The sequence below is a fragment of the Streptomyces sp. STAM6 genome, assembly GCF_054963715.1.
Genome location: NZ_JBUEFZ010000030.1, coordinates 46,294 through 66,252 on the forward strand (window position 1 = coordinate 46,294; position 19,959 = coordinate 66,252).

Genomic DNA, 19,959 nt, shown 5'->3' on the forward strand with positions numbered 1-19,959 from the left:
CCGTGGGTGGAGACGCTCAGCGGTCACCGGCCACCGACAGGCAGCGGGTGCGGGCACGGGTGAACACCTCTTCGGCCAGCCGCCGGTCTCCGGGGTCGCGGGTGCGGTAGGCCCAGGGGTGCGGGGTGTAGTACGGGCCGAGTGCCCGGAACACCCGGGCCGCGTCATGGAAGCGGAGCGCTCCCCACAGGGCGTGCGCGAGATGGTTGAGGTCGAGCAGGGAGGACGTGGCCGGGTGGGCGTGGTCGAACCAGGCGAGCAGGGCCCGTTCGGCGTCACGGGTCGCGTCCTCGGCGACCCAGTGCAGATCGAGGGCCTTCTCCTGGCCGTTTTCGCGGCGGTAGCGCTCGACCCGCGCGTAGAGCGGGAGGGCGTGCAGGGCGGAACCGGGAGGTGCCGACGCGGCCGCCCACTGGACGAAGTTGACGGCCTCGGACAGCCGGCCCGAGCGGCGTGCGTATACGAACTGCAGCATCCGGTGGTAGGCCTCGCGGTTGTGCGGGTCGCGTTTGTCCGCCTCGGCGAGCAGGCCCCAGGGGCCGGGCGGCAGCATGGGCCCGGGTGGCAGCACCCGGTGCTCCTCCATCGCCTGTTCGTCGTCGAGCACGGAGAGGGCGAGCAGACAGACCCAGGGCACCGGATCGGCGGGCGCCGCCCCGGCCGCGTCCCGGCAGGCCTCCCAGGCGGGGTACCACAGTTCGCGGGTGCGGGGGTGGCCCTCGCGGTGGGCGCGTACGGCACGCTCCACCGCGACCCGGGTGTGCATCACGGTGGCGGCGACGCTGTGCGGTTCCTCCGCCCGCCAGGTCTCGACGACGTCGGAACCTGCGGCGACGGCTGCGAGCACCTGGGTGCGCTGGGTCCACAGCGCCCAGCCGGGTGTCTCGCCCAGGAGCCGGGCCATCGAGAGCCAGCGTCCGGTCCGTAAGTCCTGGACCACTCCGCGCAGTGCGTTGTCGTGGCCCGCGGGGTGGTAGACGGGCCGGAAGTCGTGGCCGGCCATCACCTCGCCCCGACCGGAGGGCGGACCGGGCGGGCCGGTGTGGATGTGGTGGTCATGGGTCCTCTGAGCGGGGGGTGGGGGCGTCCCGGCGGTCGGTCGCGACGCTGCGACCGGTGCCGGTCCTGGAGAGAGACCGAACTGCAAGACGACTACGAGCCGTTGATCGGCGATCACTATAGGCGCCTCTTGGACGCTTGGGGTCCATTTTTGTCGAGGATCGTAATCAACTGATTACATCCGCTCAGGCGGACACCTTGACCCGGCCGAGGGGGCTGCTGAAGTCTTCCGTGCGAAGATCGGGACCGCCGCAGATACTTCGGCACATTCCTTCATCCACAAGGGAGTTGAGCGATGACCGGGCCCGTACTGGCCGTCGACCAGGGCACCTCGGGCACCAAGGCCCTGGTGATCTGCCCCGAGCGAGGCGTGATCGGCTCCGGGGGCGCGCCGGTGCGTCCACGGCATCTGCCGGGCGGCCGCGTCGAGGTCGACCCCCGGGAACTCCTCGACTCCGTCCTCGACGCCGGCCGGCAAGCCCTGGCGGCGGCCGGGGAGCCGGTGGCGGCGGTCGGCCTGGCCAACCAGGGCGAGACGGTGCTGGCGTGGGACCCGGCGACCGGTGCGCCCCTCACCGACGCCCTCGTCTGGCAGGACAAGCGGGCCGAGCCGCTGTGTGGCGAACTCGTCCCGCACGGAGAGGCGTTGCGGGAGCTCACCGGGCTGCCGCTCGACCCGTACTTCGCGGCGCCCAAGATGGCGTGGATTCGCCGCCATCTGACTCGCGCGGGCGTGGTCACCACCAGCGACGCCTGGCTGATCCACCGGCTGACCGGCGCGTTCGTCACGGACGCCGCGACGGCCGGCCGCACCCAGCTGCTCGACCTCGACCGGGTGGAGTGGTCGCCGGAGGCGCTGGAGGTCTACGGGCTCTCCGGCGAGCGGCTCCCCCGGATCACCGACGCGGCGGGAGAGGTGGGGACCACCACGGCGTTCGGCTCCGCCCTTCCGCTGACGGGCCTGCTCGTGGATCAGCAGGCGGCGCTGCTCGCGCAGGACGTGACCGAGCCCGGCGGCGCCAAGTGCACCTACGGCACCGGCGCGTTCCTCCTCGCCCAGACCGGCGACCGCCCGCGGCGGGGGGAGTCCGGGCTGGTCAGCTGTGTGGCGTGGCGGCTCGCCGGGCGGACCAGCTACTGCCTCGACGGACAGGTCTTCACGGCGGCGTCCGCGGTGCGCTGGCTCACCGACCTCGGCGTCATCACGGGCGCGGCGGATCTGGACCCGGTCGGCACGTCCGTGCCGGACGCGGGCGGGGTCACCTTCGTCCCGGCCCTGGCCGGCCTGGCGGCGCCCTGGTGGCGCGGTGATGTGCGCGGCTCGGTGACCGGGCTCGGGCTGGACACCACGGCCGGGCACCTGGTGCGGGCCCTGTGCGAGGGCGTCGCGGCGCAGGTGGTGGAGCTGGCCGGGGCGGCGGCCGCCGATCTGGGATCACCGCTGACGTCGCTGCGGGTCGACGGCGGGCTGACCCGGTCCGCGCTGCTGATGCAGACGCAGGCGGATCTCCTGCAGCGGCCCGTGGAGGTCTCGGCACTGCCCGATGTCACGGCGCTGGGCGTCGGCGTTCTCGCCCGGATGGGCCTCGATCCCGCGCTGCGGCTCGGCGAGGCCGTGCCCGAGTGGAAACCCGCGGCCGTCTACGAGCCGCGGATCGCGGCCACCGAGGCCGCCGAGCGGATGGCCGCCTTCCGCACGGCGGTCGGGAGGCTGCTCGACCGGTCCGGATGAACACCGGGCATGATGACCGGCATGACCGATCACCCGTTACCCCCTGTCGAAGCACTGCTCGTCGTCGACGTCCAGTCCGCGTTCATGTCCGGCGAGGGCGCCATTCCCGAGGCCGAGCGGGTGCTCGGGCGGACGTCCGCTTTGCTCGCGGCGGCACGGCGCGCCGGCGCGCTCGTCGTGCACCTCCAGAACGACGGCCCCGCCGGGGCCGACGACGAGCCGGGGACGCCCGGCTGGGAGCTGTGTCTGCCGGTCCGGGAGGGTCCTTCCGAGTTCGTGGTCCGCAAGTCCGGGGACGACGGCTTCCACGAGACCCCACTGGGCAAGCTGCTCGCCGACGCCGGGGTTCGGTCGCTGGCCGTCTGCGGGGTCATGTCGGAGATGTGCGTCGGCGCGACCGCGCGGACCGCGCTGGAGCGGGACTTCCGGGTCGTCGTGCCGCACGACGCGCACGGGACGTACGACATCCCGGCCGCACCCGGCATCGCCGGGGCCGTGCCGGCGGCGATGGTGTCCCGGGTCGCCGAGTGGGCGCTCGGCGACGAGGTGGAGATCGTCGCCCGGGCGTCCGGGGTCCGGTTCACGGCTCCAGTGCGGCCCTGAGCCACCCGGGGTACCGGTGCACGGCTCCAGTGCGGCCCCGAGCCACCCCGGGGTTACCGGTGCACGACCGGAGCGCGGCCCCCGGCCGGGTCGCTGTTGCGGTTTCGGCAACGCGTGTTGCCGTACTCGGGAATGGCGGGCTGGAATGGCGGTATGGACCTCTCCCCCGCCATCGACCGCACCCTGTCCGAGGTCGGCCCGCGCCTCAAGCGCCTGCGCGTCGACCGCGGGGTGACCCTGGCGGCGCTGTCGGCCGCCACCGGCATCTCCAAGAGCACGTTGTCCCGGCTGGAGTCCGGGCAGCGGCGGCCCAGCCTGGAGCTGCTTCTGCCCATTTCACAGGCCCACCAGGTGCCGCTGGACGAGCTGGTGGGCGCGCCGGAGGTCGGCGATCCCCGCATCCGGCTGACGCCGCGGCGGATGCGCGGCGGCGCCACGGTGCTGCCGCTGACCCGGCAGCCGGGACCGCTGCAGACGTTCAAGATGGTCCTCCCCGCCGACCGGAGTAAACCGGAGCTGTGCACCCACGAGGGGTACGAGTGGTTCTACGTCCTGTCCGGGCGGCTGCGTCTGGTGCTGGGCGAGCACGACCTGGTCCTGGGGGCGGGCGAGGCGGCGGAGTTCGACACCCGGGTCCCGCACTGGTTCGGCACCACCGGTGAGGGGCCGGTCGAGATGCTCAGCCTCTTCGGCCGTCAGGGCGAGCGCATGCACGTACGGGCCAGGCCCCGCGGCCGGAGCGCGCCGGAGACGTGACCGCCGGAGACGCCCTAACGGGCGGCCGGCAGTCCGGCGGCACGGGCCGCACGGACGAGCACCTCGGTGAGCATGGCGGGGGTGAGGCGGCCGGTGAAGGTGTTGCGCTGGCTGACGTGGTAGCAGCCGAAGACGTCGAGCGCGGTCCCGCCGTCGGTCGCGGGCAGCGTCAGGTGGGCGCCGTGGGCGAAGACGGGGCGGGGCCGGGGCACCGCCCAGCCGGCGGCGGTCAGCGCGGGCAGCGTGGCCTGCCAGCCGAAGGCGCCGAGCAGCACCAGGGCCCGCACCGTGGGGCGCAGCAGCCGTAGTTCGCCGGCCAGCCAGGGACGGCAGGTGTCGCGCTCGCCCGGGGTGGGCCTGTTGGCGGGCGGCGCGCAGTGGACCGGGGCGGTGACCCGCACGCCGTACAGCCGCAGGCCGTCGTCCTTGTGGGTCGCCTCGGCCCGGCTGGCGAGGCCGGCCTCGTGGAGGGCGGCGTACAGGACGTCGCCGGAGCGGTCGCCGGTGAACATGCGTCCGGTGCGGTTGCCGCCGTGCGCGGCGGGGGCGAGGCCGACGACGAGGAGCGCGGCATCGTCGGGACCGAAGCCGGGAACGGGCCTGGCCCAGTAGTCCCAGCCGGCGTAGGCCCGGCGGCCCTCGCGTGCGACCTGCTCGCGCCAGGCGACCAGACGCGGGCAGGCCCTGCAGTGCGTGACGCGCTCGTCGAGGGCGGACACGGAAGGAGCACGGCCGGCCTCGTGGACGGGGTAGCCGGGGTGTTCGAAGGGTTCGGGCATCAGGCGTACTTTCCTCGCTCGGAGTGACCGTTCCGACGTACCCGCGCGAGGCGTGCGGCACGCGGGCAGACTTCCCCCTATGACGGTGAAGCGAAGCGCGGGTCTGCTGTTGTTCCGCGTCCCCGACGGCCGCGTCGAGGTCCTGATCGCCCATATGGGCGGTCCTTTGTGGGCGTCGCGCGACGCGGGTGCGTGGTCGATCCCCAAGGGCGAGTACGAGCCGGACGAGACCCCGGAGGCGGCGGCGCGGCGGGAGTTCGTGGAGGAGCTCGGTCTGCCGGTGCCGGACGGGGAGCACGTGCCGCTGGGCGAGGTCCGGCAGGCGAACGGCAAGATCGTCACGGCGTGGGCGGTGGAGGGCGATCTCGATCCGGCCCTGGTGGTCCCCGGCACGTTCACCATGGAGTGGCCCCGGGGTTCGGGCGTGACGCGGGAGTTCCCGGAGGTCGACCGCGTGGCGTGGTACACGCCCGAGGAGGCGGCACCCCGGCTCGTCGCGGCGCAGCGGGCCTTCCTGGACCGGCTGGAGGAGTACGTGCGGGGACGTAACGGCTGACCCGGGCCGCGGGCTCCCGCCCTGGCCGGATCTCGACGATCATGACCGTACGCGCCCCTACGGTTTGTCATATGACTGACAAGAGTGAGCGCAGTGTGGAGGCCGGCGGGCACGGTCGGCGGTCGCGCCGTACGGTCCTCAGGGCCGCCGTGGCGGGAGCGGGCGCGGTCGCCGCGGCGGGTGCGGGGGCCGCCGTGGCGGACGCCGCGCCCCGGCGCCGGTCATCGGCGCCGGTCTTCGTGCTGGTGCACGGCGCCGCCAGCAACTCCTTCGGCTGGTCGGCGCTGCTGGCCGAACTGGCGCTGCGCGGGCACCGGGCGGTGGCGGTGGACCTGCCCGGGCACGGACTCGGCGCGCACTTCCCGCTCTCCTACCAGACGCCGCAGGACCTGGAACGGCTGCGCACCGAGCCGTCCCCGGTGGGGCGGGTGACGCTCGCCGACTTCGCCGAGCACGTCACCGGTGTGGTCCGGCGCGCACACCGCCAGGGGCCGGTGGTGCTGGTCGGGCAGAGCCTGGGCGGAGTGACGCTGAACGCGGTGGCCGACCGCGTGCCCGGGCTGATCGCGCACCTGGTCTACGCCTCGGCGTACTGCCCGTCGAAACGAGCCACTGTGCGGGACCTCATGATGACCCCGGAGGGCGCTTCCAGCGCCCTGCTGAGGATGCCGGCCGTGAAGACCCCGCCGGAGCTGGGGGTCACCCGCGTCAACTGGCGCTCCGGCGACCCGGAGTTCTTCCGGACCGCCAAGGAGGCCCTGGGCTCCGACTACTCGGACGCCGAGGTGTGGGCACTGCTCAACACCCTGGAGCCGGACGAGTCGGCTGCCGTCCCCGTCACCGACGCCCGGGGACTGCCGGAGAAATGGGGCCGGGTGCCGCGCACGTTCCTGCGGTTCACCGAGGACCGCTCGATCCCCCCTGCCCTGCAGGACCTGATGATCAGGGAGGCAGACGAGGTCACCCCGGAGAACCGGTTCCGCGTACGGTCCCTGGCGGCCCCGCACATAGGGCCCCGGGATACCGGTTTGTTCGCGGACGAGTTGGAGCGGGTGGCGCGGCTCTGCCGCTGACGCGCGGGCGGCGGCGGGACGGGCGGCGGCCGCGGCACGGGCGCAGCGGGACGGGCGGCGGCCGATTGTCAGTGCCGTGCGCAAGAGTGGATGGCTCAACCCGTCGGCAGGAGGCCAGACATGACGACCGTTCTCACCATGCACGAGCGCGCCGCCGCCCAGGCGTACATACGCCTGGTGGAGACCGCGCAGGCGGTGCTGACCGATCCCGCCCTGGCCCCCATGGCGGGGGTGTATTTGTCCTCGCCCATGGCCGAGGCGGACGCGGCCCTGCGCAGCGCCGGGCTGACCGGCAACGAGGCACGGCTGCTGCGGCTGGTGGCGAGGCTGCGCACCGCCGCCCCGGGGCGCCCCTGAGCGGGCGCCGGCCGGGGCGGGGCCGTCCTGCCGGTCACCCGGCGGCCGCGGCGGGGCACCTCGGTGCGTCTCGGCACGGGGCGGCCGACCGCGGTGTCCCTCCGGTGCGGGCCGCGTGCGGGGTGGCCGTCAGCCCTCCACCCAGCCGTGCGCGCGGGCCAGTTCGAGGACACGCGTCCGGACCCGCTTGAGCTGACCTGCCGTCAGGGTGTGGTCCGCGTCGAGCAGCGCCTCCGTCAGTTCCGTCCGGAACTCGGCGCTGGACAGGACGTCGAGCTCGTCCTCGTCGGCGTCGTGCGGCACCGCGGGAGCGGCGGCCGGCGGCTGGGGGGAGCGGCGCGCGGGCTGCGACAGCAGCCGGATCTCCGAGGCCTTGGGCCCTTTGTCGCCCATCTCCAGATAGAACTCCACCTCGCGGCCCGCCTGGTACAGGTACTTGTCGTCCAGCAGGTCGTTCGCGTGCATGAAGACGTCCTCGCCGCCTTCCCTGGGCACGATGAATCCGTACCCGCGCACTTCGTCGAACCTCAGGATCTTGCCCACCGTCAGCACCGCCGCACCTCCGTGCCACACACCACGACGACCTCAGCCGCGCCTGGCCCGAGAGACCGCGCGGCACGTGAATCTACAGCTTTCCGCCAGGGTGGCGCACAGTCGGCGCGGCAACGACACGCCGTCGTCCCCCTTCACCCCACTATCGTCACCTTGACGAGAATGGCGGGACTCCCCTATCGTCCAAGTGACGAAAAAGGGGGTCCTTCCATGGCCGACATCACCAGGCGCGCCGGCTGGCGCCATCTGCGTTGCGCGCCCACCGCCCACATCCGCCACCACCGGCGCGGCCGGCTGGTCCACGACGGGCCGGGGCTCAGCTTCTGGTACCGCTCGCTGTCCGCCGCGCTGTCGGAAGTGCCCCTGGACGACCGCGAGTTGACGATGTCCTTCCATGCCCGTACGGCGGACTTCCAGGACGTGGCGGTGCAGGCCACCGTGACGTACCGGATCAGCCAGCCCGCCACCGCCTCGGCCCGCCTGGACTTCTCGATCGACCCGGACACCGGCGCCTGGCGCGGCGCGCCGCTGGAGCAGATCTCCTCGCTGCTGACCGAGACGGCGCAGCAGCACGCGCTGGACGTGCTGGCCCGCACACCACTGTCCGAGTCGCTCGTCGACGGGGTGGCCGCGGTGCGGGAGCGGATCGCGACCGGACTCACCGACGAGCCGCGGCTGCCGGCCACGGGGATCGAGGTGGTGGCCGTCCGGGTGGTGGCGATCCGCCCCGAGCCCGAGGTGGAGCGCGCCCTGAGGACGCCGGCCCGCGAGCAGATCCAGCAGGAGGCCGACCGAGCGACCTACGAGCGCAGGGCGGTGGCGGTCGAGCGGGAGCGGGCCATCGCCGAGAACGAACTCGCCAGCAAGATCGAACTGGCCGGGCAGGAGGAGCGGCTGGTCGAGCAGCGCGGCACCAACGCCCGCCGCGAGGCCGAGGAGAACGCCGCGGCCGACGCCGTCCGTGCCGAGGCGGAGGCCGCCCGCAAGGTCCGGATCGCCCGGGCGGAGGCAGAGGCCGCGCGCGAGGTCGGCGAGGCACGGGCCCAGGCCCAGGCCGCCTGGCTGCGGGTGCACGGGGAGGCGGACACCGCGACGCTGCACGCGCTCGCGGCGGGCCGGCTCGCCGAGAACCTGCCACGCATCGACAGCCTCACGCTCACCCCGGACGCGCTCAGCGGTCTGCTGGACCGGCTGGCCCGCCCCGGTGCGTCCGGCGGGGCCCCGGGCGCGCGGCCGTGAGCCTCGCCCCACGGGCGGTGCTCGTCCACCGCACCACCGAGTACGAGGAGTTGCTCGCCCGGCACGGCACCCACGGTCAGGCCGCGTTCTTCCTCTCCTCCCGGGGCCGTGCCCTCGACGACGTGCGGGACCGGCATCTGCGGGCGCAGCGGACGCTGGCGGAGGTGGCCGCGGCCGTGCCGGCCCGGTGGCGGCAGGCCCGGGTGGAACGGACGGACCTGGACCGGTTCCTGTTCGGACCCGAGGACGTGGTCGTCGTGGTGGGCCAGGACGGTCTGGTCGCCAACGCCGCCAAGTACCTCGACGGCCAGCCGGTCATCGGCATCGACGCCGACCCCGGCCGCAACCCCGGCGTACTGGTGCGCCACCGGGCCGCCGACGCGGCACGGCTGCTGCCGGCGGCCGTGGCGCGCGGCCCGGTGGCCGACGAGCTGACGATGGTGGAGGCCGTCACCGACGACGCCCAGCGGCTCGTCGCCCTCAACGAGATCTATCTGGGCCGGCCCGGCCACCAGACGTCCCGTTACCGGCTCTCCCCCGGCGGCGACGACGGCACGACCGAGGCCCAGGCGTCCTCGGGAGTCCTCGTCGGCACGGGGACGGGAGCCACCGGCTGGCTGCGCTCCCTGTGGCAGGAGCGTCACAGCGGGCTGCCGCTGCCCGGCCCCGCCGATCGCCGGCTGGTCTGGTTCGTTCGGGAGGCCTGGCCCTCCCCCACCACCGGGACCAGTCTCGTCGAGGGCGCGCTGGAGGCCGGCGAACGGCTGCGGCTCACGGTGGAGTCCGACCGCCTGGTCGCGTTCGGCGACGGCATGGAGGCCGACGCACTGGAGCTGACGTGGGGCCAGTCGCTCCGGCTGGGCGTCTCCGGGACCTCGCTGCGTCTGCTCGTCTAGGGCGTGTGGGCCGCCGAGCTGGTCAGGCGGCCGTACCAGAGCAGCATGAGCGGGGGTATCAGCAGTTCCACCCCTATGAAGGCCGTGTGCAGGGGGTGCGGGGCACCGACCGCCACGTACGACACTCCGCGGGCAAGTCCGCCGAGGAAGACCGCTCCGAGCACCGCCCGCAGGGCGAAACCATGGCGCTCGGGCCGCCGTACCGTCGTCAGCAGCACGATGCCGGCGGCGCACCAGACTCCGGCGAAGAAGCGGTAGTTGCTGTCGACGGTGGGACTGACGTCCGGGCTGCCGGGCAGCGCGGCCGGTCCGGCGACGATGTCGAGCAGGCCGGTGCCCACGGGCATCACCGCGAGCGCGGCCAGGACGATCCGGAACGTACGACGAGACGACATGTCCACTCCCTCACAGCAGGTCCGGCGTCCATCCTCGTCCCGGCCGCGGGGGCACGGAAGGCGCAACCGATGCGCCTACGGCCCCGATTGATACCGTGAAGGCTATGGATCACGTGGGGGCCGGCATGTCGGATCCGAGCGTGCACCAGCTGCGGCTGCTGCTCGTCCTCGCGGAGGAGCTGCACTTCGGCCGTGCCGCGGACCGGCTCTACATCAGCCAGCCGGCGTTCAGCCGGCAGATCAGACGGCTGGAGGAGCACCTCGGGGTCGTCCTCCTGGAGCGCTCCACCCGGCGCGTGCGGCTCACGGTGGCGGGGGAGGCGCTGCTGCCGCATGTGCGGGCCGTGGTGGAGGCGGCCGACGAGCTGCGGGGCGCCGCGGCCGCGCGGGCGGGGGAGCCGGCCGGGAGGGTGGTGCTCGCCTGCTACATCACCGCCCTGCCGGTCATCACGGAACTCGTCGAGCTGGTCCGGCGGGTCCGTCCGGGTCTCGATGTGGAGCTGCGGGAAGTCGACTTCGTCGACCAGACGGCCGCGCTGCTGGACGGCCGTGTCGACGCGGTCCTCTGCTACGGACCGGTGCCACCCGGGGTGCAGTCGCTGCGGCTCGCCTCGGAGCCGCTGGCCGTCTGTCTGTGGGAGGGCCATCCGCTGGCCGGCCGGGACTCGGTGGAGCTGGCGGATCTCGCGGGCCTGCCCGTGGTCGGGCTCGCGCCCGGGGTGCACCGGTGGTGGCGCGACTTCTGGGCCGCCGATCCGCGCCCGGACGGGACGCCCGTGACGTACACCGGCCACACGGCGGCGACGTTCGAGTCGAGCATCTCGGCGGTGAGCCAGGGGCACGGGATCCGTCTGGTCTCGGCGGCCTGCCGCGAGCTGTTCCCGCGCCCCGGCATCCGCTACGTCGACGTGTCCGACGCGCCGCCCTGCACGGCCGTCCTGGCCTGGGCCGCCGGGCGGCGCGACACCCCCGGTGTGGTCGCCCTGCGTCGCGCGGCCGCCACCGCGGCCGGAGCGGTGGAGCACGGCCCCGATCCGCGCTGGTGCCTCACCGGCCGGACGGCGACATGAGGGCGGGCCCGGAGGGTTCCGGGCCCGCTGGTCACTTGTCCTTCGGCCACTCGCGCGTCGGGGTCGCCTTGTCCTTCGGCCACGTGCGGGCCGGGGCCTTGTCCTTCGGCCACTCCCGGGCCGTCGACTTGTCCCTCGGCCACTTCAGGGCCACCGCCGCGACGGTGGAGAGGAGGGCGATCGCCGTGGCGAGCGAGCGGGCACGGATGCGGGCCATGAGGTAACTCCCATCGGGGTCTTCCGAGCGGTGCGGATCCCTTGAGCGGTGCGGATCCTTCCCTCACGACTCTGGCGTGGCCCGGGCCCCGGACACATGAGGCTCTGGTCCCATCGTTGTCCCGGATCCCGCCCTGGGCCGCGACGGGAACGCCGCGTCGACGACGGTGCCTTCGGCGGTGCTGGTGAGGGTGAAGCTGCCGCCCAGCTCGTCGGAACGCTCGGCCATGGAGCGCAGTCCGACACCGGGACCCCGCTCGTGGACGGAGAAGCCGTCGCCGTTGTCGGCGATCCGCACGGACACCGTGCCGTCGGCGACGGTGACGGCGGCGTGCGCACGGTCGGCGCGGGAGTGACGTACGGCGTTGTTGAGGGCCTCGGCCGTGATGCGGTACACGGCCACTTCGACCGCGGCGGCCAGCTTGGGCAGCGGGTCCGGGCACACGGTGAGCGCGATGGACAGGGTCCGGCTGCTGAGGTGCTCGGCGAGCTGCCGCAGGGCCCGCGACAGATCGGCGCCGTCCAGCGCGGCGGGCCCGAGGCCCTCGGTGATGTGGCGGACCTCCAGGATCGCGTTGCCGATGCCTTCGGAGACGGTGGCGAGGGGGCCCGCGGCCTCGGGGGCGGCGGTGCGGCGCACGGCGTCGACCTGGAGACGCAGACCGGACAGCGCGGGGCCGAGTCCGTCGTGCAGGTCGTGGCGGAGCCGGCGCCGTTCCTCCTCGCGGGCGTGGATGATCTGTTCTCGGCTGCTCTGGAGGTCCTTGTAGAGCCGCAGGGACGCGAGCGCGGGGGCGGCGTGGTCGGCGAGGACCTGCACGGCCTCCCGGTCCTGCGGGTCCAGGGCCAGCTCGCCGGGGCGTGGCGGTACCGCCAGGTGTCCGATCTCCTCGCCCTGGTAGGCGATGCGGAAGGTTTCGGCGGCCCCGCCGGGGTCACCGAGACCGGCCAGCTCGCGCGGACCGGCTTGCGTGTCCACCGTGACCGCGGCGGCGGTCAGCCCGAGGGTGTGGACCGCCGTGTCGCACAGCAGACGCGGGGCGTCGCCGGGGTCGGGCGCGCGGCTGAGCCGGTCGGCGAGGTCCCGCACCACCTGGTAGGGGTGGGCGCGGTCGCCGTAGTAGTAGTGGTCGACGACGCGTGCGGCCCAGCGGGCCGTCGGGCGCAGCAGGGCCCCGACGACGAGGGCGATGGCGCACGCGGGGACGAGCTGCGCGGCCTGCGCGTTGGAGGCCCCCAGGCTCCACAGCAGGAGTCCGCCGACGGCGTACGCCAGGAAGAGCACGAACGTCAGCAGCAGGGCGGTCAGGACGCGGCGGGCCGCCCGGTCCAGGCTCCAGGTCCGCCGGCGGGCGTGCAGATAGCCCAGTGCCACCGGCCATATCGCCGCCGCCGGGTACTCCACGGCGATCTTCGCGTGGTCGGGGATGTCGGTGAGCGTGCCCAGGTACATCACGCCCAGCCACGCGCTGTAGGGCACGGCGACGAAGAGGGTGCCGCTGCGGTGTTCGGGCGATCGCACCGTACGGGACACCAGGACGGCCAGGCACACCAGGCCGGCGAGCGGGGGGATCCACGCGACGGCGGGCTCCATGAAGGGCGCGGCCCAGTCCCTGGCCCGGCCGGCCGGTCCGTCGTGGAGGAAGTTCGGGGTGCCGTACCAGGTGTCGTACCTGGAGACGTCGTACAGCTGCTGGACCAGGCTCCACAGCGAGAGCACGACCACGTAGACCCGCCACCAGCCGTGCGGCGTGCGGCCGTCGGGGAGCCACAGCGGCAGCGTGTAGATGACGATCCCGAAGAGGGTGTAGTCGGCGACCAGGGCGCAGATCGCCACCGGTCCGGCCGCCGGGCCCGCAAGACCGAACGCGGCGACGAGGGTCAGCGTCGCGCTGAGCGAGGCCGCGGCGCCCGCCGACAGCAGGAGCCAGCCGAGGACGGGGCCGGAGCGACGGGCGATGTAGGTCATCCCGGAGAGGGCGAGACCCACGCCGAGCAGGAGGCTGATGGCGGCGAAGTGGAGCCTTTCGTCCACGAGGGCGGGATGGTCCAGGTGGGTGAGGGTCAGCACGATCCACAGGACCCCGGCCAGCGCGGTCGCGGCGCAGACGGTGTACGCGGGGACCAGGTCGGGTCCGGTGCGCGGCGTCCTCCTCGGTGTCACCGCTGTGGGCATGGCGGCCTCCTCGCGGTCGTCGGCCCGGGCCCTACAGAGTCGACCGCCCGGTGTCCCGGCCGCATGAGGCCGCTGTCCCGATCCGGTCCCGTTCCGTCGGGCCCCCTCCGGCCTGCTCGCCCGTGGCCCGTCAGGGGTCCTCGCCGAGGCCCGCGTCCCGGGCCCGGGCGACGGCCTCGGCGCGGGTCGCCACGTGCAGCTTCTCGAAGATGTGCGTGATGTGGTTGCGGACGGTCTTCTCGGAGAGGACGAGCTCCCGCGCGATCCGGCGGTTGTCGAAGCCGCGCGCGATGAGTTCGAGCACCTCGCACTCCCGGGCCGTCAGGGCGGGGAAGAGCTGTTCCGCGTCGCGCCGCCGGCTGCCGGAGACGAGGCCGGTCAGCCGGGCGGCGACGCCCGCGCCGAAGACCGCGCCGCCCGCCGCGACGGTCCGCACGGCGTGCAGCACCTCCTCGGCTCCCGCGCCCTTGACGACATAGCCGCGTGCTCCGGCCTGGAGGGCGGCCAGCAGGTCGCCCTCGTCGTCGGACATGGTGAGGGTGAGGACGGGCAGACCGGGGTGGAGTTCGGCGAGGGCGCGGATGGCCTCGATGCCCGAGCCGTCGGGCAGGCTGAGGTCCATGATGACGACCTCGGGCCGGTGCCTGGCCACGGCCTCCGGCACCTCGGCCACGGTCTCGGCCTCCGCGACCACGAGCACCTCGCCGAGGCTCTCCAGGGCGGATTTCAGCCCGTTCCGGAACAGCGGGTGGTCTTCGACGATGAGGGTGCGCAGCACGGGCCGTCCGCCGGCCCCGGGCGGGGCCGCGGAGCCGATGGTTTCACCCTCTTCACTCACTTCACTCACAAATCGACCTTAAGTGATCTTTGTGACGGTGGCATATTTTCGCGACATCGAAAGGCCCGGTCCGGGTCAGGGCATGGTCAGGACGGGTTTGACGGTCCGGCCGCCGGCCGCCGCGGCGGCGGCTTCCTCGACGGCGTGGAAGGGGAAGGTCTCCACGATCGCGTCGACGGGCAGGCGCCCCGCGCGGTACAGGTCGACGAGGGCGGGAATGAAGACGCCCGGCACCACACCGCCCTGGTTGATCCCCACGATCCGCGGTCCCCGGTCGAGCATCGCCGGTACGTCGAAACGGGCCTCCGTCCCGGCCGGCGGCGCGCCGACGACGCCGCAGACGCCGCCCACGGCGAGGCCGTCCACGGCCTGCCGCAGGACGTGGGGACGTCCGCTGGTCTCCAGGGCACGCTCCGCGCCACGGCCCCCGGTCAGTTCACGCACGGCCTCCAGGGCGTCGGTGTCACGGGGGTCGACGGTGTCGGTGGCCCCGAGCCGGCGGGCCAGGTGGAGCCGGCCGGGGTCGGGGTCCACGGCGATGATCCGGGTGGCGGCGGTGAGCCGGGCGGCCATCACCGCGGCCAGGCCGACTGAACCCGTCCCGAAGACGGCGAGGGTGTCGCCCGGTTCCGGCCGCAGCACATTGAGCACGGCGCCCGCGCCGGTCTGGACTCCGCAGCCGAACGGGGCGAGCACTTCGGGCGGCAGGTCGCCGGGCACCGGGACCACATTGCGTACACCGGTCAGGGCGAGGGTGGCGAACGACGACTGCCCGAAGAAGTGCCCGTGCAGGGGGACTTCGGCGTACCGTCCGGTGCCGCGCAGGGTCGGGCTGCCGTCCAGCCGGCTGCCGCCGAACAGGTTCAGCGCCGGCCAGTGGCCGCACCGTACGGGGTGGCCCGTCCGGCAGGCGCGGCATACCCCGCAGGAGGCGAAGCTCATGACGACGCTGTCACCCGGCGCGACCGAGGTGACGGCACCACCCACGGCCTCGACGGTCCCCGCCCCCTCGTGCCCGAGGACGGCGGGCAGCGGGAAGGGGGTGTGGCCGGCCCGGACGCTGAGATCGGTGTGGCAGATCCCGGCGGCGCGCACGCGGACCAGGACCTCGTCCGGTCGGGGGGTGTCGAGGCGGATCTCCTCGAGGGTGAAGTCGTGGCCGCGGTCGCGGACGACGGCGGCGGTGGCGACGGGCATGCCGGCCTCCTCGGGTCAGGGCAGGACGCCGCCCTCGCGCGCGGTGCGCAGGGCCTGGGCGGCGATGGTCAGAGTGGGGTTGACGGCGGCGGACGACGGGAAGAAGCCGCCGTCGACGACGAACAGATTGCGTACCTCGTGGCTGCGGCAGTACGGGTCGAGGACCGAGCGGGCCGGGTCGTGCCCGGCGACCGTCGTCCCGCACTGGTGGCCGGTGGCCTCCACGCCCATCCGCCGGGTGAGGATCAGCGGGTAGCCCGCCCGGCGCATCATGCGGGCGGCGCCGCGCACCAGACGGCGGTGGGCGCGGGTGTTGGTGGGCCTGCGGTGGACCGTGACGCCGCCGTCGGGGGCGGGCAGGACCCGGTTCTCCGGGTCCGGCAGGTCCTCCGACATGACCCACCAGTCGACGCTGCGGGCCGCCAGCGCGCCGAGGAGCCGGCGCGGCAGGTGCGGGTGGGAGGCGGCGAGGGCGGCCTCGTGCACCTTCCCCATGAGCTGAAGGTTCCCGAGCGGGTGCCGGGTGTGCTCGCCCGGCAGGTAGAAGTCGTTGACGGCCAGGGTCTTCTGGAACGTCACCGGGTTGCGTCGGCGGGGGTCGACGGCGGCGAGGACGCTGTTGTTGTGCGTCATCAGGTTCCGTCCGACCAGTCCGCCGGCGTTGGCCAGACCTTGCGGGTGGGCCGCGTTCCCGGAGCGCAGCAGCAGCGCGGCGGAGTTGATCGCGCCGCAGGAGACGACGACGGTGCCGGCGCGGATCCGTACGCGCCTTCCGTCGCGTTCGGCGTCCACGGCGGTGACCGTGCGGCCGGAGAGGTCGGTGCGCAGCCGCACCGCGCGGGTGTGGGTGAGCAACCGCACGGTCCCGGTGCGCAGCGCGGGACGCAGGGCACGGGTCTCGGCGTCGCTCTTGGCGCCGACCCGGCAGGGGAAGGCGTCGCAGGTGCCGCAGCGCAGGCAGGTGCCGTCGGCGGCCAGGTCGACGCCGAGTTCGATGGGGAACGGGTGGAGGCCCTGGTCCGCCAGCCGGCCGGCGAGTTCGCCGATGACCGGCTCGTGCGCGACCGCCGGGAAGGGGTACGGGCCGGAGCGCGGTGGTGCGGTGGGGTCGGCGCCGTCCTGGCCGTGGACGCGGTAGAGACGCTCGGCCTCGGTGTAGTACGGCTCCAGGTCGGCGTAACCGAACGGCCAGGCGGGCGAGACGCCTTCGAGTTGCTCGGTGGCGTCGAAGTCGGTTTCGCGCAGCCGGGGCAGGGCGGCGCCGTAGACCTTCGTCGTTCCGCCGACGTAGTAGTGCACGGCGGGTGTGAAGGTCCGGCCCTCGGCCGTGCGCCAGGTGCCGGCGTTGTGGTAGCGGCCTTCGGCGAACACGGCGTCCGGGGACCAGTTGGCTTCCTCGCGCGGCAGGAAGCCGCCGCGCTCGACGACCAGGACGCGGGCGCCGGTGGAGGCGAGTGCCCAGGCGAGGGTGGCGCCGCCGGCGCCGGATCCGACGATCGCCACGTCGGCGTCGTAGGTGTTCTGTTCCCGGCGGACCACGGGCGGGGTGCCGGGCCCCCAGATGCCGGTCATGACGTTCCTCCCGACGGCTGGTGGAGACGGACGGACGTGTCGTCGTGGTACGGCAGGTGGCCGGGTGCCCGGACGAGTTCGAGGTGCAGCCCGATCGGTGTGCGCAGGTAGATGAAGCGGGTGCCGGCGATGGGGCCGTCGCCGACGGTCTGCGGCTCGCCGAGCGGGTGGACGCCGTCCTGTGCGGCGAGGTACCGCAGGGAGGCGTCGAAGTCGTCGGTCCACAGGGCGAGATGGTGACCGCCCCAGTCGCTGTTGCGGGGGTGGACACGGCGCTGCCCGGGTGCGGTGTACTCGAAGAGCTCGACGTTGGTGACCGGGCCGAGGCGCAGCATGGCGATGTGGGCGACGGCGGCGGCGTCCACACCGAGCTGGCGGGTCATCCACTGGCCCTCCGGGTCGGCGACGGGCCCGGTGCGGTAGGCGAGTTCGGCGCCGAGGACGGCCGTGAAGAAGCCGACGGCCTCCTCCAGGTCCGGGACGGTGTACGCGATGTGGTGGACGGCGGTGGCGCCGGGCACCAGCAGGGGGTAGGGGTTCATGGGGTGTCCTTCGCGGTGCTGGGGGTGCGGGGCGGGAGGCGGCGTGCGACGGCGAGCGGGGTGACGGTCAGGCACAGCAGGTCGGCCCCGCCGGGGCCGGCGGTGAGCCGTACGTGCTCGCCGTGTCTCGCCAGGACGAGTCCGTGCCGGGTGAGCGGTTGGCCGCCGGCCGCGACGAGCGAGCCGGCCAGGACGTACCAGGCGGCCTCGGTGCCGCTCCGGCCGGTGAACTCCAGCCGGGTACCGGGGTCGAGGCGGATCTGGTCGAAGGCCTCGCACTCGCTGTGCAGCATGCCGCGGCGGGCGAGGCAGCGGATGGTGGCCCGCTCGGTGCCTGATCCCAGCAGCGTGGTGGGGCGGCCGCCGGAGTGGATGATCACGACGGGCCTCCCTCCGGCGACGGGCGGTGCGGCTCGAGGCTCGGCTCCGGCGCCCGTCGGTCCCGAGGCTGGGCCACGGCCAGGACGGCGTGGAAGTACTCCAGTCCGTCCGCGCCGGCGTCCAGCCTCACCTCGGTGCCGAGGGGCAGGGTCAGCGCGGTGCCCCGGGCGAGCGGAACGTGCCGGCCCGCGGTCCGGGCGGTGCCGGTGCCGCCGGTGACGAAGACGGTGTGTTCCCGGTCGTCGGCCCGCAGTTCGGCGCTCGCGTGCGCGGTGAGCGGGGTCAGGCGGATGGTTCGCAGCGGGCCGGTGAGGACGACGGCGGCGTTCACCGGTCCGTTCGCGCGCAGGTCGGGGATGACGGCGGAGCCTCGGGGTGCGTGCATGAGCTGCTCCTCGGTCGTGGTGAGTTCGATGACGAGCCAGGCCAGTGGCCGGCGGCCGGTGTTGCGCAGGGCGTGCCGGGTGCCGAGGCCGGTCAGGACGGTCGCGCCGGGTCCGACGGGGTGGGGCCGTCCGTCGAGGGTGATCTCGCCGCGCCCGGAGAGCACGAAGTAGAGCTCCTCGGTGCGGGAGTGGAGGTGTTCGCCGCTGACGCCACCGGGCGGCAGCCAGGCCCACTCGACGGCCTCCCAGCCGCCGTGCAGTCCGGTGCGGCGGGCCAGGCACTTCCAGCGGGAGTGGCCTTCGGCGGCGTGGACACCGTGGACGTCGGCGGGGGCGTGGACGTCGGCGACGACGACTGCTTCACGCATGGGAGGTCACCTCCGCGAGGGCGGCCAGGTCGTCGGCCGCGGCGGTCAGTTCACGGGTGGTCAGGTCGTTGACGAAGACGGCGTCGCCGATGCCGACGGGCAGCGGCAGGCGCTGCTTGCCGTCGCGGTGCCGCACGGTGTCGGCGAGGGCCTCCTTCAGCACGTCCGGTACGCACAGCGGGTGGCCGACCGGGAGGCCGAGGGCCCGCATCGCGTCGAGGACGCGGTCGCGCTGTCCTTCGGTCATCAGTCCGCGGTGGGTGGAGACGACGGTGGTGAAAGCCATGTCGAGGGCGACGGCCTCGCCGTGCAGCAGGGCGGGCAGGGCCCGCATCTCCAGGGTGGGGCTGAAGGAGTGCCCGTAGTCGACGATCCGCTCCAGCCGGTGTTCCCACAGGTTGTCGTGGAGTTCTTCGAGCATTCCGTGGACGGCCCGGGCGAGGACCTCCTCGCCGGTGCGGCGCAGCGCCTCGTCGCCCTGGAAGTGTTCGGCGACCAGCCGGGCGCCGTCGCGGGCGAGGAGCTCGAAGAGGTCGGGGTCCTTGATCAGGGCGATCTTGAGGATCTCGGCCATGCCGTTGGCGAGGTGGCGCTCGTCGAGGGTGGCGAGGAAGCCGGCGTCGAGGAGGCTCTCGGTGGCCGGGTGGTAGGTGCCGAGCCGGTTCTTGCCGGTGCCGAAATTGACGCCGGTCTTGGCACCGACCCCGGCGTCCACCAGGCCGATGAGGGTGGTCGGCACGCGGACGTAGGGGGTGCTGCGGCGGTAGAGGCTGCACGCCAGGCCGACGATGTCGAGCAGGACGCCGCCGCCGACGGCGACGACGGGCTCGCGGCGCCGGTCCAGGCCGAACCGGTCCATGGCCTCGACGACGGAGAAGACCGAGTCCATGGTCTTCAGCCGCTCGTGCGCGGGAAGCACGTGGACGGCGTACTCGTCGTGGCCGCGCGCGTCGCAGTAGGCCCGGATCTTGTCGCCGTAGAGCATGTCCACGCGCTCCTCGACGACCAGGAGCCGCCTCGCGGGGGCGGGAGTGCCGGGGGCGGCTCCCGCGGTGGCGAGTGCGCCGTTGTGCGGGGCGAAGACGTCGGTGGCGACGCTGACTCGGTAGCTGACGGGCTTGGCGGTGCTCACGGTCCAGGTGCGTGCGGGTGTCGTGGTGGTGGTCAGGCCCTGGGGGGCCGTGCTGTGGGCGAACATGGTTCTCCTCGGGCAGGG

22 protein-coding genes are annotated in these 19,959 nt (G+C 74.0%); 9 read left to right on the forward strand and 13 right to left on the reverse strand.

Annotated elements, in window-relative coordinates:
• Positions 1 to 16 precede the first annotated feature (16 nt).
• Complete coding sequence (locus ACY34K_RS26880; protein WP_462751530.1) at positions 17 to 1,003, reverse strand: hypothetical protein; 987 nt, start codon at positions 1,001 to 1,003, stop codon at positions 17 to 19.
• 351 nt (positions 1,004 to 1,354) lie between these two features.
• On the opposite strand from ACY34K_RS26880, the gene ACY34K_RS26885 reads away from it, so the two are divergent.
• From ACY34K_RS26885 to ACY34K_RS26895, 3 genes are all read left to right on the forward strand, one after another.
• Positions 1,355 to 2,791, forward strand: coding sequence for an FGGY family carbohydrate kinase (locus ACY34K_RS26885; RefSeq protein WP_462751532.1), 1,437 nt, complete (start codon positions 1,355 to 1,357; stop codon positions 2,789 to 2,791).
• A 21-nt stretch (positions 2,792 to 2,812) separates the two neighbouring features.
• Positions 2,813 to 3,394, forward strand: a complete 582-nt coding sequence (locus ACY34K_RS26890) for an isochorismatase family protein (RefSeq protein ID WP_462751534.1) — start codon at positions 2,813 to 2,815, stop codon at positions 3,392 to 3,394.
• Positions 3,395 to 3,547: 153 nt separating this feature from the next.
• Positions 3,548 to 4,150: a helix-turn-helix domain-containing protein gene (locus ACY34K_RS26895; RefSeq protein WP_462751536.1), complete on the forward strand. Its 603-nt coding sequence runs from the start codon at positions 3,548 to 3,550 to the stop codon at positions 4,148 to 4,150.
• A 14-nt stretch (positions 4,151 to 4,164) separates the two neighbouring features.
• On the opposite strand, the gene ACY34K_RS26900 is transcribed toward ACY34K_RS26895, so the two are convergent.
• On the reverse strand, positions 4,165 to 4,929 hold the full coding sequence (locus tag ACY34K_RS26900; protein WP_462751538.1) for a uracil-DNA glycosylase: 765 nt from the start codon (positions 4,927 to 4,929) through the stop codon (positions 4,165 to 4,167).
• Positions 4,930 to 5,008: 79 nt separating this feature from the next.
• On the opposite strand from ACY34K_RS26900, the gene ACY34K_RS26905 reads away from it, so the two are divergent.
• The 3 genes from ACY34K_RS26905 to ACY34K_RS26915 all read left to right on the forward strand — a co-directional run bounded on the left by ACY34K_RS26905 (position 5,009) and on the right by ACY34K_RS26915 (position 6,915).
• Positions 5,009 to 5,485 carry an NUDIX domain-containing protein gene (locus tag ACY34K_RS26905; protein ID WP_462751540.1) on the forward strand — a complete coding sequence of 159 codons (477 nt, stop codon included), beginning with the start codon at positions 5,009 to 5,011 and terminating at the stop codon, positions 5,483 to 5,485.
• Positions 5,486 to 5,556: 71 nt separating this feature from the next.
• A complete protein-coding gene (locus ACY34K_RS26910; protein WP_462751542.1) occupies positions 5,557 to 6,558 on the forward strand; it encodes an alpha/beta fold hydrolase in 1,002 nt (333 codons plus the stop codon).
• Between the two features lie 120 nt (positions 6,559 to 6,678).
• Positions 6,679 to 6,915, forward strand: coding sequence for a hypothetical protein (locus ACY34K_RS26915; protein ID WP_462751544.1), 237 nt, complete (start codon positions 6,679 to 6,681; stop codon positions 6,913 to 6,915).
• A 129-nt stretch (positions 6,916 to 7,044) separates the two neighbouring features.
• On the opposite strand, the gene ACY34K_RS26920 is transcribed toward ACY34K_RS26915, so the two are convergent.
• Positions 7,045 to 7,467, reverse strand: a complete 423-nt coding sequence (locus ACY34K_RS26920; protein ID WP_462751546.1) for a cold-shock protein — start codon at positions 7,465 to 7,467, stop codon at positions 7,045 to 7,047.
• A gap of 210 nt (positions 7,468 to 7,677) precedes the next feature.
• Between ACY34K_RS26920 and ACY34K_RS26925 the strand changes: the two genes are divergently transcribed.
• Positions 7,678 to 8,706, forward strand: a complete 1,029-nt coding sequence (locus ACY34K_RS26925; RefSeq protein ID WP_462751548.1) for an SPFH domain-containing protein — start codon at positions 7,678 to 7,680, stop codon at positions 8,704 to 8,706.
• On the forward strand, positions 8,703 to 9,602 hold the full coding sequence (locus tag ACY34K_RS26930) for a hypothetical protein (protein WP_462751550.1): 900 nt from the start codon (positions 8,703 to 8,705) through the stop codon (positions 9,600 to 9,602). Before ACY34K_RS26925 ends, ACY34K_RS26930 begins: the two co-directional genes overlap by 4 nt.
• Here the strand turns inward: ACY34K_RS26930 and ACY34K_RS26935 are convergent.
• A complete protein-coding gene (locus ACY34K_RS26935; RefSeq protein WP_462751552.1) occupies positions 9,599 to 9,997 on the reverse strand; it encodes a DUF4345 domain-containing protein in 399 nt (132 codons plus the stop codon). The two genes, ACY34K_RS26930 and ACY34K_RS26935, sit on opposite strands and share 4 nt — an antisense overlap.
• Before the next feature lie 104 nt (positions 9,998 to 10,101).
• Between ACY34K_RS26935 and ACY34K_RS26940 the strand changes: the two genes are divergently transcribed.
• Complete coding sequence (locus tag ACY34K_RS26940) at positions 10,102 to 11,067, forward strand: LysR family transcriptional regulator (protein WP_462751554.1); 966 nt, start codon at positions 10,102 to 10,104, stop codon at positions 11,065 to 11,067.
• A gap of 31 nt (positions 11,068 to 11,098) precedes the next feature.
• Here the strand turns inward: ACY34K_RS26940 and ACY34K_RS26945 are convergent, their stop codons facing one another.
• The 9 genes from ACY34K_RS26945 to ACY34K_RS26985 all read right to left on the reverse strand — a co-directional run bounded on the left by ACY34K_RS26945 (position 11,099) and on the right by ACY34K_RS26985 (position 19,941).
• A complete protein-coding gene (locus ACY34K_RS26945; protein ID WP_462751556.1) occupies positions 11,099 to 11,284 on the reverse strand; it encodes a hypothetical protein in 186 nt (61 codons plus the stop codon).
• Positions 11,285 to 11,347: 63 nt separating this feature from the next.
• A complete protein-coding gene (locus ACY34K_RS26950) occupies positions 11,348 to 13,459 on the reverse strand; it encodes a sensor histidine kinase (RefSeq protein ID WP_462751558.1) in 2,112 nt (703 codons plus the stop codon).
• A gap of 130 nt (positions 13,460 to 13,589) precedes the next feature.
• Positions 13,590 to 14,234, reverse strand: coding sequence for a response regulator transcription factor (locus ACY34K_RS26955; protein WP_462751607.1), 645 nt, complete (start codon positions 14,232 to 14,234; stop codon positions 13,590 to 13,592).
• Between the two features lie 138 nt (positions 14,235 to 14,372).
• Positions 14,373 to 15,494: an NAD(P)-dependent alcohol dehydrogenase gene (locus ACY34K_RS26960; RefSeq protein WP_462751560.1), complete on the reverse strand. Its 1,122-nt coding sequence runs from the start codon at positions 15,492 to 15,494 to the stop codon at positions 14,373 to 14,375.
• Between the two features lie 15 nt (positions 15,495 to 15,509).
• The gene (locus ACY34K_RS26965) at positions 15,510 to 17,066 is read right to left on the reverse strand and encodes a GMC family oxidoreductase (protein WP_462751562.1); all 1,557 of its coding nucleotides are present in this window, start codon (positions 17,064 to 17,066) and stop codon (positions 15,510 to 15,512) included.
• A complete protein-coding gene (locus tag ACY34K_RS26970; protein ID WP_462751564.1) occupies positions 17,063 to 17,608 on the reverse strand; it encodes a VOC family protein in 546 nt (181 codons plus the stop codon). The genes ACY34K_RS26965 and ACY34K_RS26970 overlap by 4 nt, the downstream gene beginning before the upstream one ends.
• Positions 17,605 to 17,988, reverse strand: a complete 384-nt coding sequence (locus ACY34K_RS26975) for a hypothetical protein (protein ID WP_462751566.1) — start codon at positions 17,986 to 17,988, stop codon at positions 17,605 to 17,607. Before ACY34K_RS26975 ends, ACY34K_RS26970 begins: the two co-directional genes overlap by 4 nt.
• Positions 17,985 to 18,743 carry a cupin domain-containing protein gene (locus ACY34K_RS26980; RefSeq protein WP_462751568.1) on the reverse strand — a complete coding sequence of 253 codons (759 nt, stop codon included), beginning with the start codon at positions 18,741 to 18,743 and terminating at the stop codon, positions 17,985 to 17,987. The genes ACY34K_RS26975 and ACY34K_RS26980 overlap by 4 nt, the downstream gene beginning before the upstream one ends.
• A complete protein-coding gene (locus tag ACY34K_RS26985; protein WP_462751570.1) occupies positions 18,736 to 19,941 on the reverse strand; it encodes a sedoheptulose 7-phosphate cyclase in 1,206 nt (401 codons plus the stop codon). Before ACY34K_RS26985 ends, ACY34K_RS26980 begins: the two co-directional genes overlap by 8 nt.
• Positions 19,942 to 19,959 lie beyond the last annotated feature (18 nt).

Excerpts from the sequence above, each read along its gene's own strand:
- ACY34K_RS26880 (WP_462751530.1), bottom strand. The coding sequence starts at position 1,003 with ATGGCCGGCCACGACTTCCGGCCCGTCTACCACCCCGCGGGCCACGAC.
- ACY34K_RS26885 (WP_462751532.1), top strand. The coding sequence starts at position 1,355 with ATGACCGGGCCCGTACTGGCCGTCGACCAGGGCACCTCGGGCACCAAG.
- ACY34K_RS26890 (WP_462751534.1), top strand. The coding sequence starts at position 2,813 with ATGACCGATCACCCGTTACCCCCTGTCGAAGCACTGCTCGTCGTCGAC.
- ACY34K_RS26895 (WP_462751536.1), top strand. The coding sequence starts at position 3,548 with ATGGACCTCTCCCCCGCCATCGACCGCACCCTGTCCGAGGTCGGCCCG.
- ACY34K_RS26900 (WP_462751538.1), bottom strand. The coding sequence starts at position 4,929 with ATGCCCGAACCCTTCGAACACCCCGGCTACCCCGTCCACGAGGCCGGC.
- ACY34K_RS26905 (WP_462751540.1), top strand. The coding sequence starts at position 5,009 with ATGACGGTGAAGCGAAGCGCGGGTCTGCTGTTGTTCCGCGTCCCCGAC.
- ACY34K_RS26910 (WP_462751542.1), top strand. The coding sequence starts at position 5,557 with ATGACTGACAAGAGTGAGCGCAGTGTGGAGGCCGGCGGGCACGGTCGG.
- ACY34K_RS26915 (WP_462751544.1), top strand. The coding sequence starts at position 6,679 with ATGACGACCGTTCTCACCATGCACGAGCGCGCCGCCGCCCAGGCGTAC.
- ACY34K_RS26925 (WP_462751548.1), top strand. The coding sequence starts at position 7,678 with ATGGCCGACATCACCAGGCGCGCCGGCTGGCGCCATCTGCGTTGCGCG.
- ACY34K_RS26935 (WP_462751552.1), bottom strand. The coding sequence starts at position 9,997 with ATGTCGTCTCGTCGTACGTTCCGGATCGTCCTGGCCGCGCTCGCGGTG.
- ACY34K_RS26940 (WP_462751554.1), top strand. The coding sequence starts at position 10,102 with ATGGATCACGTGGGGGCCGGCATGTCGGATCCGAGCGTGCACCAGCTG.
- ACY34K_RS26945 (WP_462751556.1), bottom strand. The coding sequence starts at position 11,284 with ATGGCCCGCATCCGTGCCCGCTCGCTCGCCACGGCGATCGCCCTCCTC.
- ACY34K_RS26950 (WP_462751558.1), bottom strand. The coding sequence starts at position 13,459 with ATGCCCACAGCGGTGACACCGAGGAGGACGCCGCGCACCGGACCCGAC.
- ACY34K_RS26960 (WP_462751560.1), bottom strand. The coding sequence starts at position 15,494 with ATGCCCGTCGCCACCGCCGCCGTCGTCCGCGACCGCGGCCACGACTTC.
- ACY34K_RS26965 (WP_462751562.1), bottom strand. The coding sequence starts at position 17,066 with ATGACCGGCATCTGGGGGCCCGGCACCCCGCCCGTGGTCCGCCGGGAA.
- ACY34K_RS26970 (WP_462751564.1), bottom strand. The coding sequence starts at position 17,608 with ATGAACCCCTACCCCCTGCTGGTGCCCGGCGCCACCGCCGTCCACCAC.
- ACY34K_RS26980 (WP_462751568.1), bottom strand. The coding sequence starts at position 18,743 with ATGCGTGAAGCAGTCGTCGTCGCCGACGTCCACGCCCCCGCCGACGTC.
- ACY34K_RS26985 (WP_462751570.1), bottom strand. The coding sequence starts at position 19,941 with ATGTTCGCCCACAGCACGGCCCCCCAGGGCCTGACCACCACCACGACA.